Source organism: Prochlorococcus sp. MIT 1304, assembly GCF_047305015.1.
GTDB lineage: Bacteria > Cyanobacteriota > Cyanobacteriia > PCC-6307 > Cyanobiaceae > Prochlorococcus_A > Prochlorococcus_A marinus_E.
The window spans coordinates 1,194,864-1,211,622 of sequence record NZ_CP138974.1 but is presented as its reverse complement, the minus strand read 5'-3'; the positions used below and the strand labels follow the sequence as shown (position 1 = coordinate 1,211,622).

General features: G+C 31.3%; 15 protein-coding genes. 2 read left to right on the top strand and 13 right to left on the bottom strand.

What is annotated here, in order from left to right:
- Nucleotides 1-35: 35 nt before the first annotated feature.
- A complete protein-coding gene (locus tag SIB45_RS06835; RefSeq protein ID WP_041484680.1) occupies nucleotides 36-749 on the bottom strand; it encodes a D-alanyl-D-alanine carboxypeptidase family protein in 714 nt (237 codons plus the stop codon).
- Between the two features lie 113 nt (nucleotides 750-862).
- Between SIB45_RS06835 and chlP the strand changes: the two genes are divergently transcribed.
- The gene (chlP, locus tag SIB45_RS06830; RefSeq protein WP_011862797.1) at nucleotides 863-2,203 is read left to right on the top strand and encodes a geranylgeranyl reductase; all 1,341 of its coding nucleotides are present in this window, start codon (nucleotides 863-865) and stop codon (nucleotides 2,201-2,203) included.
- On the opposite strand, the gene glyS is transcribed toward chlP, so the two are convergent.
- Nucleotides 2,184-4,346 carry a glycine--tRNA ligase subunit beta gene (gene glyS / locus SIB45_RS06825; protein WP_011862796.1) on the bottom strand — a complete coding sequence of 721 codons (2,163 nt, stop codon included), beginning with the start codon at nucleotides 4,344-4,346 and terminating at the stop codon, nucleotides 2,184-2,186. The genes chlP and glyS overlap by 20 nt on opposite strands.
- An 87-nt stretch (nucleotides 4,347-4,433) precedes the next feature.
- Between glyS and SIB45_RS06820 the strand changes: the two genes are divergently transcribed.
- The gene (locus SIB45_RS06820; protein WP_011862795.1) at nucleotides 4,434-6,221 is read left to right on the top strand and encodes an NADPH-dependent assimilatory sulfite reductase hemoprotein subunit; all 1,788 of its coding nucleotides are present in this window, start codon (nucleotides 4,434-4,436) and stop codon (nucleotides 6,219-6,221) included.
- A gap of 3 nt (nucleotides 6,222-6,224) precedes the next feature.
- Here the strand turns inward: SIB45_RS06820 and SIB45_RS06815 are convergent, their stop codons facing one another.
- The 11 genes from SIB45_RS06815 to SIB45_RS06765 form a co-directional block, all read right to left on the bottom strand.
- A complete protein-coding gene (locus SIB45_RS06815; RefSeq protein ID WP_011862794.1) occupies nucleotides 6,225-6,908 on the bottom strand; it encodes a M15 family metallopeptidase in 684 nt (227 codons plus the stop codon).
- 57 nt (nucleotides 6,909-6,965) lie between these two features.
- Nucleotides 6,966-9,422 carry an ATP-dependent DNA helicase RecG gene (recG, locus tag SIB45_RS06810; RefSeq protein WP_011862793.1) on the bottom strand — a complete coding sequence of 819 codons (2,457 nt, stop codon included), beginning with the start codon at nucleotides 9,420-9,422 and terminating at the stop codon, nucleotides 6,966-6,968.
- Between the two features lie 21 nt (nucleotides 9,423-9,443).
- A complete protein-coding gene (locus tag SIB45_RS06805) occupies nucleotides 9,444-10,595 on the bottom strand; it encodes a hypothetical protein (protein WP_011862792.1) in 1,152 nt (383 codons plus the stop codon).
- A complete protein-coding gene (gene tsf, locus SIB45_RS06800) occupies nucleotides 10,531-11,187 on the bottom strand; it encodes a translation elongation factor Ts (protein ID WP_011862791.1) in 657 nt (218 codons plus the stop codon). Before tsf ends, SIB45_RS06805 begins: the two co-directional genes overlap by 65 nt.
- A 44-nt stretch (nucleotides 11,188-11,231) precedes the next feature.
- Nucleotides 11,232-11,936 (bottom strand): 30S ribosomal protein S2, encoded by a 705-nt coding sequence (gene rpsB / locus SIB45_RS06795; RefSeq protein ID WP_011818259.1) that lies wholly within the window; start codon nucleotides 11,934-11,936, stop codon nucleotides 11,232-11,234.
- Between the two features lie 127 nt (nucleotides 11,937-12,063).
- Nucleotides 12,064-12,975, bottom strand: coding sequence for a glycosyltransferase family 2 protein (locus SIB45_RS06790; RefSeq protein WP_011862790.1), 912 nt, complete (start codon nucleotides 12,973-12,975; stop codon nucleotides 12,064-12,066).
- A 61-nt stretch (nucleotides 12,976-13,036) separates the two neighbouring features.
- Nucleotides 13,037-13,186, bottom strand: coding sequence for a hypothetical protein (locus SIB45_RS06785; RefSeq protein WP_011376314.1), 150 nt, complete (start codon nucleotides 13,184-13,186; stop codon nucleotides 13,037-13,039).
- A gap of 18 nt (nucleotides 13,187-13,204) precedes the next feature.
- The gene (locus SIB45_RS06780; RefSeq protein ID WP_011862789.1) at nucleotides 13,205-13,933 is read right to left on the bottom strand and encodes a DevA family ABC transporter ATP-binding protein; all 729 of its coding nucleotides are present in this window, start codon (nucleotides 13,931-13,933) and stop codon (nucleotides 13,205-13,207) included.
- A 13-nt stretch (nucleotides 13,934-13,946) separates the two neighbouring features.
- Nucleotides 13,947-15,119: an ABC transporter permease DevC gene (gene devC / locus SIB45_RS06775; RefSeq protein WP_011862788.1), complete on the bottom strand. Its 1,173-nt coding sequence runs from the start codon at nucleotides 15,117-15,119 to the stop codon at nucleotides 13,947-13,949.
- Nucleotides 15,119-16,033, bottom strand: coding sequence for an HlyD family efflux transporter periplasmic adaptor subunit (locus tag SIB45_RS06770; RefSeq protein WP_011862787.1), 915 nt, complete (start codon nucleotides 16,031-16,033; stop codon nucleotides 15,119-15,121). The genes devC and SIB45_RS06770 overlap by 1 nt, the downstream gene beginning before the upstream one ends.
- A complete protein-coding gene (locus SIB45_RS06765; RefSeq protein ID WP_011862786.1) occupies nucleotides 16,033-16,758 on the bottom strand; it encodes a phycocyanobilin:ferredoxin oxidoreductase in 726 nt (241 codons plus the stop codon). Before SIB45_RS06765 ends, SIB45_RS06770 begins: the two co-directional genes overlap by 1 nt.
- Between the last annotated feature and the right edge of the window lies 1 nt (nucleotide 16,759).

Below are 16,759 nucleotides of genomic sequence, written 5' to 3'. Positions count from 1 at the left end.
TAATCTAATTGAATAATTAAATTAATCAATTAGATTTATAATTTTCTATTTGAGCTTTCAAAAACTTTTAATGCTTCAATTGACCCCTCATATCTCCAATGCCAGGGTTCGTAATCTATATATTTATTATCTTTGTTGAACGATAACTTAAAGTGAAACTTAGCTGCATTTTTTATTAGCCATCTAAAGGCATCAGTATTTTCAAAGTCTGGTTCAAAGTCTGTCTCCCTCTGATTAGCATCACCAATATCGATTGCAAAACCTGTACTATGTTCAGAATACCCTGGGGGGGCTGAAACTCTAGCTCTTTCTGCCGCTTCTTGATTTCTAATGGATTTTAAAGAATAAAAGATATCTTTTTGCAAATTTATTGATCTATAACCACTCAAGAAGATCAAATATATACCATCCTTTTTGGCTTCTTCTCTCATCTTTAGTAGAGAATCGCGCATATCCATATGAACTTCAATATTAGGCTCAATTAAAACTAGTTTCTCTTTAGGAGCTTCGTTGTAGGGAAGGTGGCCTAAAATTCTGGCATCATGATTTCTTTCAACCTGAGATTTGAGATTATTAAGAGGCATTAATTCTACATTTCTAATAAATCGCAATGCAACGACAGAAAAGATAAGAAAAAGAAATGGAGAAAATATTAGAAATTTTTTTAATAATGATGAATTTGGGCTATTTAGGTAAGTTCTTTTAGCAAGTGGTAAATCAAATTGATCGATATCTTTTTTTAGTTCCAATATTTAGAAGTGAATTTGGAAAAGATATTTCGATATTAACTATTATTTTAAGAAATGCACTTTTATAAGCAAAAAAGATGTAGTTTTTATATACAGTATTATTTTTTTTTCATATGTTGAGGGTAGCTGTTATTGGTGGAGGTCCAAGTGGTTCATGTGCTGCAGAAATACTTGCTAAAGCTGGAATAAAAACTTGGCTCTTCGAGAGAAAATTAGATAATGCGAAACCATGTGGAGGAGCTATACCTCTTTGTATGGTAGAAGAATTTGATTTGCCTGAGTCAATTATTGATAGAAAAGTAAGGCATATGAGAATGATATCTCCATCAAATAGAGAGGTAGACATAAGTCTAGATAGAGTTTATGGGAAAAGCGATAATGAATTTATTGGGATGTGTAGAAGGGAAGTTATGGATGCTTTTATGCGTAATAGAGCATCAGATCTTGGGGCAACACTAATAAATGGATTAGTTACTTCTATTCATACTGGTGATAATAATCAAGGGCCATATAAACTCTCCTATTCAGATTTCACGAATGGAGATAAAAAAGGAGAACTTAAGGAACTTACTGTTGACCTTTTAATCGGTGCTGATGGAGCTAATAGTAGAGTGGCAAAAGCTATGGATGCAGGGGATTACAAAGTTGCGATTGCATTTCAAGAGAGAATTAAACTCCCTAAAGAAGAAATGAGTTACTACGAAGATCTTGCTGAAATGTATGTCGGAACTGATGTTTCTCCTGATTTTTATGGGTGGGTATTTCCTAAATATGATCATGTTGCTGTAGGAACTGGAACCATGCAAAAGAATCAGTCATTAATAAAAGGACTTCAAGAGGGTGTAAGAAACCGGGCAAAGAAAAGACTTGTTAATGGTGAAGTAATTAAGGTAGAAGCACACCCTATCCCTGAGCATCCAAGGCCAAGAAGAGTAGTTGGGAGAATGGCATTGGTTGGTGATGCAGCTGGCTATGTTACAAAAAGTTCTGGAGAGGGTATTTATTTTGCTGCAAAAAGTGGAAGAATGTGTGCTGAGGAAATTGTTGAAGCATCAAAAAACGGTCAAGTAATTCCATCAGAAAAAGATTTAAAAAACTATCTTAAAAAGTGGGATAAAAAATATGGCACAACTTATAAGGTGCTAGAAATCCTCCAAAATATTTTCTACAGAAATGATTCTGCAAGAGAAGCCTTTGTTGAGATGTGTGATGACATGGATGTGCAAAGACTTACTTTTGATAGTTATTTATACAAAAAAGTTGTCTCCATGAAGCCATTACAGCAACTAAAAATTACAATGCTTACACTTGGCTCGATTTTACGAGGGAAAGCCTTAGCGCCTTTAAAATATAAACCCGTTGATAGTGCCGTCAGGGAAAATAAAGAAGTAGAAAAAATGCTAGAAAATTATTCGATAAAGGGAGGCATTAAAGTTAAGAGTTCAAAAGTGTAAAGTCGGCTATTTTTAGAGAATAATTTCTAATTAAGCTCAACAAATTGAGTCTATTATTTCTTATTTTTAAATCCTCTGACATTATTAGGACTCCTTTTTCATTATCAAATAAATCCTCGATAGTATTTACATTAATCTCAAACAAATTTAGAAGTTCCAAATAATTGCAATAATCTTCTGAAAAAAGTTTTTCTAATTCTTCAATAAATTCAAAAACTTTCAATTCGCAATCCTTTTCAAAAAGTTTTGTGTTTACATAATCTCTTGTAGCGAGAACGTCTGTTGAAAGATCACTATTATTAGCTAATTTGCTTGCCCTAGTAATTACCTTCTGGATTTCAACAAAATTTTCCTTTTCATTAAAATCCATAATAGATTTAATCCTATTTTTAAGATCAACAATATTCAATACTCTTTTTTTAGATAATTCATCAGAAGAGCAAACGGCCCTTATTAATTCTTTACTTAGTGATATTTCTTCTAGATGACTAACAATTCTTTGAACTAAAAATTCATTTAAATCATTAAAAACTTTTTCTCTTGAGAAGTTTAAATTCGGAAATGCGATTTTCCAAAAATCAATAAGTTCGTTAAATAATTTATCTAAAGGCAAATCAAATTCGTAATCCCAAATTATTTTAATAACTCCATTCAAATTTCTTCTTAAAGCATAAGGATCAGATGATCCACTGGGACGTTTACCAGAAATAAATATACTTATTAAAGTTTCGACCTTATCTGCTATGGAAACTATTGCACCATATTTTGTGGAGGGCAAAGCATCTTTATAAAAAGAAGGTAAATAATGTTCAGCGACAGCCAAGCAAACATCCTCACTAAATCCCTCATATTTAAGATATTTAGCACCCATTATTCCTTGCAGCTCAGGGAATTCGAAAACAATTTCACTACATAAATCGTTTTTGCAGTATTTAGCAGCTTCTATTATTTTTTTTTCTTCTAAAGACTTATCATTTAAAAATTTAAGAATTTTTTTAGTAACTTCCTCTATCCTTTCTACCCTCTGAAATATATTTCCAAGTCCTTTCAAATATGAAACAGATTTAAGCTTTTCATTTCTTTCGATTGAAGCAACTTTTTTGTCACTTTCTACGAAAAACTTTGCATCTGAAAACCTTGCCCTTAATACTTTCTCATTACCTTTGGCAATATTATTATTTGATTCTTCAAGACCATTTGAAATAACGCAGAAAGTTGTACTAATATTTTTTTCAGAGCTTAAATCTAGTTTAGAAAAACTTTCATTTTTCAATAAAAGAGGAACGTATCTCTGATGAATTTTCATGACTGTTGAGAGGACTTCAACAGGAAGATCAAGAAATTCATTACTAAATTTGCCAATAATTAAGTCTGGCCATTCAACTAAATCAGTAAGTTCATTTAGTAATCCTTCTGAAAGGTCAGGTTCCAGATTTAAAGATTTAGATGCCTGATTTATTAAACTTTCAATTTTTTCTTTTCTTTCTTTTCGAATAGCTATTACTCTATTTCGTTTCAATAATTCAAAAAATTCATCAGGATTCTGAACTTCTAAAACTTCATTGATTAGCCTATGACTTTTTGTTTTATTACTTATTTTGATTTTTGGATCACATTCATCAAATTCAAAATCAAGAATTTCATCATTATAAATAGAGGCAATCCACCTAATTGGTCTTGAAAATTTCATGTTCCCGGCCCCCCATTTCATAAATCGAGCGCCTTGAAGACTCTTTACTAATTTTGGGATAATCGAAGACAAAGAAATTTTTGTTGATAGTCCTTTCTCAATTTTCTTTCCAAATACAAAATCACCCTTTTCCGTATTTTTTATTTCTAGCTCACCAACATTTATATCTAAGCTATTAGCAAATCCCAAAGCAGCATTAGTAGGACATCCATTTAAATAAGCTGAATTTGCTTTAGGCCCTTTCCTTTCTATTATTTTATCTTCTGCATAATCAACTAAACCTTCGAGAAGTAGAACTATCCTCCTTGGTGTGGAGGTAACAACTATATGTTCGAATTTGATTAACTTTTTATCCAATTCAAATTCTATTAGAGATTTAAATTGCTCTAGAACAGAATAAGAAAATTTTGCGGGCAACTCTTCTGTTCCTATCTCAAGTAAATATTTAGACAAGAAAAAAATATGACTATTCTTACTATAATTTACTACCAGTTAAATAAGCTTTTCGCTAATGTATAAAAAGAGATATGTTTTGGTCCTTTGATCAAGGTTGAGAAAGTAAAAAAGAAAAAAGATTCTGCAAAGGAAGAGACTGTTTGTTTAGCAAATGGACTAGAAGTCTCTAAATTTGAAAATTTTAAGAAAAGTAGCCAATTCCTTAAGGAGCCACTTGCTACAGAATTAGTCAATGAAAGTGATCATTTTACTAATGATGCAGTCCAGTTATTAAAATTTCATGGTAGTTATCAACAAGATAACAGGGAAAATAGAAGGCCGGGCAAAAGTAAAGATTGGCAAATGATGCTTAGGTTAAGAAATCCGGGTGGTGAAGTCCCTGGGAAATTATTTTTAGCATTAGATGAATTATCTGACAAACTAGGTAATGGAACACTTAGGGCCACTACAAGACAAGCCTTTCAAATGCATGGAATCAGAAAGGAGAAGCTGAAGGAAGTAATTCAAACAATAGTAAATTCAATGGGCTCCACATTAGCTGCATGTGGAGACATTAATAGAAACGTTATGGCACCTGCGGCTCCATTTGACTCGCCAGAATATAATATTGCAAGAGCATTGGCAAAAAAAGTTGCAGATCTTCTCACCCCAATGGCTGGCCAAGGCACTTTCTTAGAGCTTTGGGCTGACGGAGATTTAGAGTACACCATAAAGCCTGACAAAGATATTGAAGCAATTAGGAAGCTCCAATTCAAAGATAATGTTTTTAGTGGAATAAAAGATGAGCCTCTTTATGGTTCAACTTATTTACCGAGAAAATTCAAATGTGCTGTGACAGTTCCTGGGGACAATTCTGTTGATCTTCTTACTAATGACATAGGAATAGTTGCCTTTACTTCTAAAGATGGAAACTTAGAAGGGTGCAACTTCTATGTTGGAGGTGGTATGGGTCGCACACATAATAATGAGGAGACCTTTGCCAGAATTGCAGATCCACTTGGATATGTTGAAGAACCTGATGTTTATGAATTAATACAAAGCATTGTGGCTATTCAAAGAGATTATGGTGATAGAAAATCAAGAAAAAATTCGAGAATGAAATATCTTCTTCATAAAAAAGGTATTAAATGGTTCAAAAAGATACTTTCTGATAAATATTTCAAAAAAGAAATTAAAAAAATTAGAAAAGAACCTGATAAGGCTCTTATTGATTACCTAGGTTGGCATAAACAAAATAAAACCTCCCATTTCGTAGGTTTACCATTATTATCGGGAAGATTATCTGGAGAGAAGAAGAATACCATCTCGAGTATTGTTAAAAAATATAATTTAGATTTAAGACTCACACCTAATCAAGATATTTTACTTTGTAATATCGCCAATAAAAACAAAAGCGCAATTCAAAATTCTCTTTCAAAAATTGGATACGAAAATTTAGATAACATTAATGAAATACAAAGACACGCTTTAGCTTGTCCTGCTTTACCACTTTGTGGTCTTGCAATGACTGAAGCTGAAAGAATATTACCTGATGTACTAAAAAGGATTGAAAATTTACTTTTAGATCTAAAAATACAAAAGACAATATTATTTAGAATGACAGGATGTCCGAATGGATGTACCAGGCCTTATATGGCCGAATTAGCACTTGTTGGTAGTGGGCAAAACAAATACCAATTATGGTTGGGGGGAAGTAAAAATCTACAAAGGCTTGCTAAACCATTTTTACAAAGAATGGAACTTAACGATTTAGAAAAAACTCTACAACCATTATTTGATAATTGGAAGAGTAATTTGGATTTGGATTTCGGAGATTTTATAAATACTCAAGATGAAAATTATATATTAAATTTACTAAATGAAAATCAATAGAATTTAAATTTTTCCATAAAGGGCATTTGCTTTTTTATTTTTCCAAGCCCATAATTGATCACCATAACTAAAATGCCACCATTCATTAGGATGTTGAGCAAATCCGAATTTAGTCATAATTTCCCTTAATAAGTTTCTTCTACTATTCCAAATAATTGCTCCTTCATTCTTTATGTTTGCATAAAAATATGGATTTGAGGTCTCATCCATTTGATCAACCATGCTTCCCATTTCAACAAGATTTCCGTCTTTATCTGAAAAACAAACATCCAAAGCACCCCCAGTTGAATGTGGGGGGGGACACCTAGTGTCACGAGAAGGATATGCCCAAAATTTTTCAACTTTTTTTAAAATAGATGGATAAGATTTTATATTTTCAAAAGAAATATCAATATCGGATTTTTCACACTCTAATAAAAATGCTCTTTTAAACATAAATTCCTGGACTTCCAAAGGTCGCCAAGTGTCATAAATTAAAAGGTTAAAACTACTCTTTGATATCAAATAATCATTTACTTTTACTAATCTATTTACAACCTCCTTTCTTAATTTCCAAATAGAAGTTTTATCTTTGTAAGGGGCTCCTAAATGAAAGTAAGGGTGGGGATCTAAAAACTTTAGGCAGCTAGGTATAGCTATTAATTTATCTCCATTATCTTTAATTGGTATTTTATTCCAAATTTTCAATTGAAATTTGCAATTGATTTATAGTGACATATATATCAAAAATTACAATGATAGTTCTCAATTTAAGAAATCATGAATGAATTTATTATCAGAATTATCAATAAGTATATTCCTTAAAACAATATTTTTTTTTAAATCAGGATCACCACTAACAATCTTAATAGCTTCTTCACGAGCCTTATCAATAAGGAATTTATTGTTAGGTAAATTGTCCAGTACAAAATCAGGCAATCCGGATTGTCTATATCCTAAAATCTGGCCTGGTCCTCTAAGCTCCAAGTCTTTTTCAGCGATATAAAAGCCATCATTAGATTTTTGCAAAACACAAAGTCGTTTATTTTCTAATCCATTTTTATCGGAGGTTACCAGATAACAAAAAGATTTTGTTGATCCTCTCCCAACTCTCCCCCTTAATTGATGTAGTTGGGACAAGCCAAATCTGTCCGAATTATAAATAATCATAATTGTGGCGTTGGGAACATCAATGCCAACCTCAATTACAGTGGTTGAAACCAAAATATTAATTTCATTTTTTAAAAAAGAATTAATCACTTCGTTCTTTTCTTGCGAACTTAATTTGCCATGTAATAATCCAACTTTCTTGTTAAAAAAGACCTCTTCTGATAAATATTTAAATGTTTTCTTTGCGGAGCTTAAATTCATTTTTTCTGAATCTTCAATAAGTGGCAAAATCACATAAGCTTGCTTTCCCTTATTAATCTCATCTTCAACAATTTTGAACAAGTTAGTTAAATTATCTTCTGAAATTATTTTTGTAGTTATAGGAACTCTCCCAGGAGGGAGTTCCGTAATTTGACTTACATCTAAATCACCATAAATGGAAAGCGCAAGAGTTCTTGGAATTGGTGTTGCTGTCATTGATAACAAGTTAGTATTATCTCCTTTGTTTAGTAATCTATTTCTTTGAGTAACTCCAAATCTATGTTGTTCATCAATTACGACCATTCCTAATGCATTAAAGATGACTTTATCCTCAAATAATGCATGAGTACCTACGAGGATATCAACTAATCCATTGTTCAAATTAGAGAAAATTTCTTTTCTCTTTTTTTGAGGAGTATTCCCAGTAAGTAGTTCAACAGAAACTAAAAGAGGGTTCAAATATTTTAATAAATTTTTATAATGCTGTTCTGCCAATACCTCAGTTGGGACCATAAATGCACCTTGCAGGTTTTTTTCAATGACAAGTAAAAGAGACGCAATTGCAATTATGGTTTTACCACTTCCCACATCTCCCTGAAGCAATCTAGACATTGGTACGGGATTAGATAAATCTTTCTTAATTTCATTTAAAACATTTTCTTGAGATTTTGTTAATTCGAAAGGAAAATTATTTAAAAATTCTTTTAATAAAGATTTCTTTTGAGGTAATTGTTGGGAAGTTACATTTTTATTCGTCTTTCTTTTTCTAAGTAGGAATTTTATTTGAAGTAGAAATAACTCATCAAAAACCAAACGTTTTTTTGACTCAATAAGTGCCTGTTGAGTTGGTGGAAAATGAATATTAATCAAAGACTCTCCTTTTGATAATAAAGATAATGAATCAAGTTGCTTCTTATTTAAAATTTCTGGATATTGCTTTGCATAAATTAGTACCTTTTTCATAAGTTTTATAAAACTCATATTTGATAATGCTTCACCTAATGAATACAAGGGTAATATTTTGCCTGAGAAATTATAATTGTCATTATTATCCTTAAGAATTTCAATCTGCGGATCTACAAAAGTTTTACCATACTCTGTCAGTTTAACCTTACCGGAAATTGCTAATTTGGTGCCAGCAGTATACAAAGATTTTTGAGATGTAAAGAAGGAGTAAGATCTAAATCTTCTTCCTAAAAAAAATTTTGTAACCTTTATTGAAGACGTTTCATCATAAACCACAATATTCATTATTGATAAATTACTATTTTTTTTACTCTTATGAATATAAAATCTTTTAACATTTGCGATGCACGTGTATAAATTATCTGGTTTTAAATTTATTATCTTGACTCTATTTGTATAATCTAGATATGTTCGTGGGAAATAATTAATTAGATCTTTTATATGAAATATCCCTAATTCATTAAGCTTATTTTTATAAACTTTTCCTACATTTTTTATTAATGAAATATCTGAATCAAAAGACAAACTTGAATCAGCTTTATTTAGAAAAACTTTATTAGAAATAATATTAGAACTTTCTATTTCTTGAGTTTTGCCTAGTTTATAAAGATTTTTTCTTGTATCTATAATTAACCTTTTTCTTTGATTTTCATCTAATTTATTATATTCACTATATTTTTTAGAAAATTCATAAAATATTCTTAAATATTCGTCTGAGAGATTTAGATTATCTAGTTTTTTTAATGATTCATGCAAATAATCATTAAAATATCTTTCTCTTCCTAAAGTGTTAATGAATTTATTTTCAGTTTCAATAGTAAGAGACTTTTGAAGAGTTCTTATCCATTCTTTAATTAATTTATTATTATTCCCACTAAAAGTCACATTTGAAAAAGAGTTATTTTTTCAACGTATTTTATTCAAAGTTATTTGTTTTTGCCTCCAGTAAGTCTCTTTTTTAATCAAACGCTGAAATTGATTTTTGAGCTCATTTATTTTATTCCTTTGAATAGAAAGATTTAAATTTTTAAACTCTAACTCAACAGTAGATATATTAATAAAAATAATATTCGGAAGATTATTGCCGTTTAATAGCTGACGATTTAAGTTGAATTCGAAATTAATAATAAAAGGATATGGATGTTTTATCATCAAATTTTTGCCTACTAAGTAATCAAAGGAATCTTTGGATATCATCTTTTTTATTAGATTGGCCTTAAATAATTCTTGATTAATCTCATAGGAAAGATTCATTAGTAAATTTTCCAGTGACTTATCTATTAAATCAAAAATTTTAGGAATCTGATTTTTGGTTGATATATCCATTTGATTGATATTGTCTTTTTCTGTATGTCTTAGTTTCTCAAACTTTCCTTCTCCTAATAATTCAAGTAGCGAGGAGATAAATTGTTTTTCAACTCCTAAATTTTCAGTAATATTGCTACTAGATAAATAGGCATTATGGTCGTAATTATCTAAATCAAGTGATACGAAATCTTTATAATCAGCTTGATAATATTCAGAAGGATTTGAAAAGTCTTCAGTAATCTCGAACTGAGTGGGTTCTTTTAATTGAAAACCATCTTCATATTGAAATTTTTCTTTTTGAACATCCTTTATTTTTGTGCACCCATCAAAAATAGTAAAATTAATTTCCTTATTTATATTTTTTTCAATTTTATTTATCTTTAATTGTTCTACTGTTAAAAAGGGCAAATTCGTAAATATTAATTTACTTATTTTTTTTTCAAAAAGGCTATAGAATTCATTTTCATTTAAGAAATTATCATTAATTGTTGGATAACTATATATTTGATTAAGGCCTTTTTCTACAGAGATGAAAAGTAGATCTCTTACTAGATTAAGATAAAGTTCATATTCCCTATGGATATTTCTAGTTAATATTCTTTTTTGTATGTCTGCTCTATCTAATTGAGAATTAATTTTATATTTATCTATGTAATTATTGAAATTATTCAAATCATTCAAGTGACTAGTTTGTTTGCATTGATGCGACCTCTTCAGCAAAGTCGATCTGATTTTTTTCGATACCTTCACCTAATGTATATCTTGTAAAGCGTCTTACTTTGATATTTTCGCCAATTTTTGCAGCTGCTTGTTTAACAAGATCCTCAACTGTCAGAGAACTATCTTTAATGTAGGGTTGTGAAAGCAATACAAGCTCATTAAGTCTTTTTGCTATTCTCCCTTCAACTATTTTTTCTTTAATTTGTTCTGGTTTTCCAGATAAATCATCCCTACCCATTTCAATCTGCTTTTCTTTTTCCACAACTTCTTCTGGTATTTCATCAATTGATACATACTCAACATTTGGGCATGCGGCTACTTGCATCGAGACATCCTTCAACAGAGATTGGAATATATCACCTCTAGCAACGAAATCAGTTTCACAATTTAACTCTAGTAAAACTCCGACTCTTGATCCAGTATGTATGTAGCTACCAATTGAACCTTCAGCCGCTACTCTTCCCGATTTCTTTTCAGCACTAGCTATACCTTTCTTTCTTAACCATTCCAAAGCTTTATCTAGATTTCCTTCTGTTTCGTTAAGTGCTTTTTTGCAGTCCATCATTCCTGCGCCAGTTTTGTCTCTAAGATCTTTTACAAGTTTTGCTGTAATGTTTCCCATTTGAAGTAATAAAAAATAGTGGATAGTAAGTTTTAAATTTGAATTTAATTTTTTCTTTCGGCATTAGAGCCCTTTCTACCTTCATTTATAGCATCTGCAAGTCTTCCTAAAATAAGTTGTACAGATCTAACGGCATCATCATTACAAGGAATTGGAACTTCACACAAATCCGGATCGCAATTTGTATCCAACATTGATACTAATGAGATATCTAATTTTCTAGCTTCTAATACTGCATTAGATTCTCTTCTCTGATCAACCAATACAACTACATCTGGTAATCTTCTCATACCCTTTAGTCCACCTAAATATTTTTGCAATCTTTCAAGTTCTCTCCTTAATACTGCAGCTTCTTTTTTGGGCCTCATTGCTATTGAACCACTACTTTCCATTCTTTCTAGATCCTTTAATCTTTCAATCCTAGCTTTCATTGTTGTCCAATTAGTCAACATCCCTCCAAGCCATCTTTGATTTACATATGCAGCTCCGCAGCGCGTAGCTTCCTGAGCTACTACGTCTGATGCTTGTTTTTTTGTACCAACAAATAGGAAACGTTTACCGCTTTTTGCAGCGTTTCTCGTCCATTTATATGCATTGTTCATACACAATGCTGTTTTTACAAGATCAATAATATGAACTCCATTTCTCGCGCAATATATATACTTAGACATCTTGGGATTCCAACGTCTAGTTTGGTGCCCGAAATGAGCACCAGCTTCCATCATTTCTGATAGTGATACAACAGCCATAATTAAAAAGGGGTTTCGGGTTAGCCTCCATCTGACGGGGAATTAATATTAATAATTCACCCGAAACTGTCAGATGTGTGAAATTATTTTTGTTATTGTAGCAAGTGATGTGTATTTCTAAAAGTTTTTATCTTGATTTAGTTAACTGTTTAATGTAAACCATATTAAGAGGTATCCTTAGTATCTCAAGAGCAAGTCTATTTCTTCTTATATTTACTAGGAATCTTAATAAAGGAAGGATTCTATCAACACTGATTAGTCCTCCAAAGCAAAGAATTTGCCAAAGTAAATTATGGAGAGGAGTTAATTGAATCATAAATCTAACCCTTATATTTGGGTGTTTCTTATAAAACACTAAAGCCATTTTTGCCCTCTCTTTTTCTTGAGCTATTAATGAATCTATTTGTTCGCAATTAAATGGCGGATGCCAATGAAAACCTACTGCTTTTGGGCATTTAATTAATTTTGTCCCAATTTTTTTTAATCTTTCTCCAAGTTCTAAATCCTCCCAACCGTAAAGACTAAAAGAAGTATCGAATAATCCCACACTTAAAATCAATTCTTTTGATATCGCTACATTCCCAGTAGCAAAGTATGCAAAAGAAGTGTCCATTATTTTATGTTTTTCACTCTGAGGATTTAGGAAATTAGATGTATTGACTACTGAACCATAGGTAAAACATTTTTTATCATTTTTTCTCCAAGAGGCATGTAATTTTTCTACGTGGCAATTTATAAAATTGTCTAAAACAATAAGATCACTATCAATAAATATAATAATTTCATATTTTGATTTAATTACTCCCAGATTTCTTCCAAGTGCAGGCCCTCCATGTTCTTGCTGAAATAGAATAACGTGTGGGAGATTAGCTTTGTTTTTATTTATCCATGTGGTTGTACCATCAGTTGATCCATCATCAACTACTATTACTTCATAGTTACTGATATTTGTATTTAATTTTTGATTCTCAAGCGCAAATAGACATTTCTCTAATATAGGTAATCTATTGTAAGTCGGTATAACAATACTTACATTCATGATTATGTCTTAAATATGCATATTATATTGAACTCCAAAAGATAAAAATATAAGATATTCCCTAATCAGCTGCACCGCCATTATTTGCTGTACCTGTAACGTTTCCACCATCAGGTCTTCCATCAGTTCTTAATTTTCTTTTTTTGAATTTTCTAGCATAGGCTCTATTACGTTCCTGCTTTTCTTTTTTTAGATTCCTTCTCTTAGACATAAAATTTTTAACTTTTAATTATATTAGCTCACTATGAGCACTATATATTTTACCATCTTCCATATTTAATATCCTGTCAGCCATATCAGAAATTCTTGGATCATGGGTGACCATAAGTACAGAACAATTTTGCTCTTTTGCTAGTTTCCTTAAAAGGGTTACTATTTCTCTTCCTGTGACGCTATCTAAAGCAGAAGTGGGCTCATCAGCTAATAAAAGTTTTGGGTTAGCAGATAAAGCTCGAGCAATTGCGACTCTCTGTTTCTGCCCACCAGATAAGTCATTTGGCAACTTTTTATGATGTTCTTCTAATCCTACTGCTGACAACCAATTCCGTGCTATTTCACGTCTTTGCAAATATGTTAAACCTTTTATTAAATCGGCGCCCATCTGGACATTTTGTTCTGCTGTTAAACATCTTAGAAGATTGTGACCTTGAAAAATCATTCCAATACTTCTTCTAAGAATCTGACGAGTTTTCCTTGATGCTCCATTTAACTGATTATTTAATACAGTTAAATCTCCACTTTGACAGGTTCTCAAGGCCCCAATTAATGTTAAAAGAGTCGTTTTACCACATCCAGAAGGTCCTTTCAAAAGAACCAACTCCCCTTTGTCAATATTTAAATAAACGTCATTGAGAACTTGTTTTTTATTCTCATTTTTTCCATAAAAGTGACTCAAATTATTTATTGAGACTGTTTTAAGGTTTTTAACATTATTTTTTGATTTATTAGCTTTAACCATTTATCTTCAAGTGTTAAAAAATTTCGGCAGGATCAGCGTCAACTAATTTACGCATCGCAACAGCGGCGGAACCCATACACATAACTAAAACTAATACAAAAATTAAAATAGTTTTTTCTGCGTCCATTATTATTGGGAGCTTAGTAGAACTTCTTATAACTGAGTAAAGTATTTGACCAGAGAAATAAGCAGGTAAATAACCGAACAATGCTAACAAAAACCCCTCTCTAGCTACTACAAAGAAAAGGGACTTGAGTCTATACCCCATTGCCAATAAAGTGGCGTACTCTGGGAGGTGATCTGTAACGTCACTATAAAGAATTTGATAAACAACCACACACCCTACAACAAAACCCATCAATGCTCCCAAACTAAAAATAAAACCTATTGCAGTACTATTTTTCCAATAATTCTTTTCAAATTCTATAAATTGATTTTTTGTAAGAACCCTTACATCATTTGGGAGTGAGTTATTTAATATCCTTGAAATCAATTCAGGATCAGACCCTTTTTTTAGCTTTACCAAACCAATTTCTATACTTCCAGGAGGATTAGCAGGAAAAAGTCTTAAGAAGGTTTCTCGACTAGTAATCAAATTACCATCTGCACCAAAAGATGGTCCTAACTCTACAAGTCCTTCAACAATAACTCTTTTTCCAGCAACCTCAGTCTCAACTTTTTTTTCAGATAAGAACCATTCTTCAATTGGGCCAAATTCAGGTCTAGATAGTTTGTCAAAAAGAACTCTTGATGGATTTCTCAATTTATAAGCTTTCTTTGAGAATCCCTCATCTAAAAGAAGTGAATCCGAGGGATTAAAACCTAATGCAAGTATTGATCTAGTTTTGAGATTTTCGGGGTTTCTCCAAAGTAAATAATTAAGATTGACGGGAGCAGTCTTTTCAACATCTTCTACTGCGAGAGTCTGAATTAACCTTCTTTTTGGGAATCCACTCATACTTATAGAACTTTTTGATCTGGGACTTATCAAAACAAGATCGGCATCTAGAAGTTTATGAATAGTTACGCTTGTATCAAATAAACCATCTCTAAAACCTAATTGCATAAACATCAAAATCCCTGCAAAACTGATTCCAGCTATGGCAACTGCTAGCCTTAATGGTTGCCTAGTTAGTAACAACCAAGCTAATGGTATTTTTCTAAATTTTAAAAAAGAAAAACTCATCAAGGAATAAATTTTGCAATCACTTTCATTCCTGCATAGTTTTGAACGATATCTATAGAGTCTTGATCAAGTTTTACTAGTACCTCGATAATTCGCGAATCAGCATCCCCTGTTGGATCAGTAGATAAAACTTTTCTTTGTTTTACCTGAGGACTAATCCTAATAACCTTTCCCTTAAGATTTTTTTGGAAACCACCATTTTCACTACTCATTTCAACATTCTGAGAGATAAAGACTCTATCAATATCAGATTCATAAACCTCTATCAAAGCTTCCATTTTTTGACTCGAACCAATATCCAAGATCCCTTCATTTTTAGGCCTCTCACCAACTCTCGTATTTATTCCAAGGATAAAACCATCTATTGGACTCCTTAGTTTTGAATTAAACAGATCTATCTCGATATTTTTTTGATCTCCGATAAGATTAATTTTCTGTTTTTGTAATTTTAATAATTCATCTTTTCTCTGTGAAAACTCTACAAAAGAATATGCATCTTTGCTCAAAGCTAGTTCATACCTTTGAATTTGATCTTTTTTGAGGGAAATTTCATCGTTAATAGTTTTAATTAGATTTTCATTCCTTTCAAGATCAGCAATTAACTTTTCTCTATTTTCAAAGATTGCCAAGATATCACCTTTTTTCACGAAATCTCCTTCATTTACTAAAATTTCGACAATTCTAGGTGAAGAGCCAAACTGACTTATTGGAGCTGCCAATTGCCTAATCTCTCCCGAAGGAGAAAGTTGACCAAGGGCTGCAACAGCTGTAATGGGCGGTATGAAATCTGAAATTATTTCCTCTTTAAATTTTGAACTAGATTTATTATTGCCTGAACAGGAAATCACCCCAAAAGATAATGGCATAATTAATAGTAAATAAAAAAATAAATTTTTAAGTATTTTTAATTTCATTAAAAATCGAAGAGTACCGTTTTTATATAGTTATTGACCCATTTTTCATCAAAATATTTTAAGAGCACCATGCTAGTCTTTTCATTTTTCATTTGTTGCGCACAATAATTTTTTTGAAAATCTATTCTCTCTTGGATAATTTCCTCATTAAATTCTGGTTTAGCTTTCTTACTTAATTTGATCAAAATAGAGAGGTATTGATCTACAACACTGCAAAAATCATTTTTTTCAGATTTATTTCTTAAGGAAGCAAAAAATACATTATTAGAAAAAATCCGCCCCCATTTAGGAATCTCTCTCAAAGAGGTAAAAGAACTTTTATCAACTCCAGAAAGTAATTTTTCGTATTTTAAAGCTTGGTTTTGCGATGCCGGGGATAAATCAACAATGGCAGCAGAAACTATATCATTTATTTTTACCAAATCCATCCCAAAAATTGGAATATCAAACTTTGGATCAGGAAAAAAAACGCAATGTAATATTCTGAGATTTTTTGAAAATTCTGCTACTTCAATATGTAACTTTCTAAATCCTTTTGCTTTATGAAATTCATTTTCAATATAGAGTTCTCTGCCTATTTCATTAGATATAATGTTTGTTAAATTTGGATCAATTTTTATACTCTTAAGGTCCTCTAGCATAGATCTATGCTTTCTAATATTTTGTAATAAGTCCAAAATAAGAGGGTCAGTTAATTTTGTTTTAGTTAAAGATTCAGACAACAAG

Bases quoted from the DNA above. Each gene is read 5' to 3' on its own strand.
- chlP (WP_011862797.1), top strand. From the start codon at position 863: ATGTTGAGGGTAGCTGTTATTGGTGGAGGTCCAAGTGGTTCATGTGCT.
- tsf (WP_011862791.1), bottom strand. From the start codon at position 11,187: ATGGGAAACATTACAGCAAAACTTGTAAAAGATCTTAGAGACAAAACT.
- rpsB (WP_011818259.1), bottom strand. From the start codon at position 11,936: ATGGCTGTTGTATCACTATCAGAAATGATGGAAGCTGGTGCTCATTTC.
- SIB45_RS06790 (WP_011862790.1), bottom strand. From the start codon at position 12,975: ATGAATGTAAGTATTGTTATACCGACTTACAATAGATTACCTATATTA.
- SIB45_RS06785 (WP_011376314.1), bottom strand. From the start codon at position 13,186: ATGTCTAAGAGAAGGAATCTAAAAAAAGAAAAGCAGGAACGTAATAGA.
- SIB45_RS06780 (WP_011862789.1), bottom strand. From the start codon at position 13,933: ATGGTTAAAGCTAATAAATCAAAAAATAATGTTAAAAACCTTAAAACA.
- devC (WP_011862788.1), bottom strand. From the start codon at position 15,119: ATGAGTTTTTCTTTTTTAAAATTTAGAAAAATACCATTAGCTTGGTTG.
- SIB45_RS06770 (WP_011862787.1), bottom strand. From the start codon at position 16,033: ATGAAATTAAAAATACTTAAAAATTTATTTTTTTATTTACTATTAATT.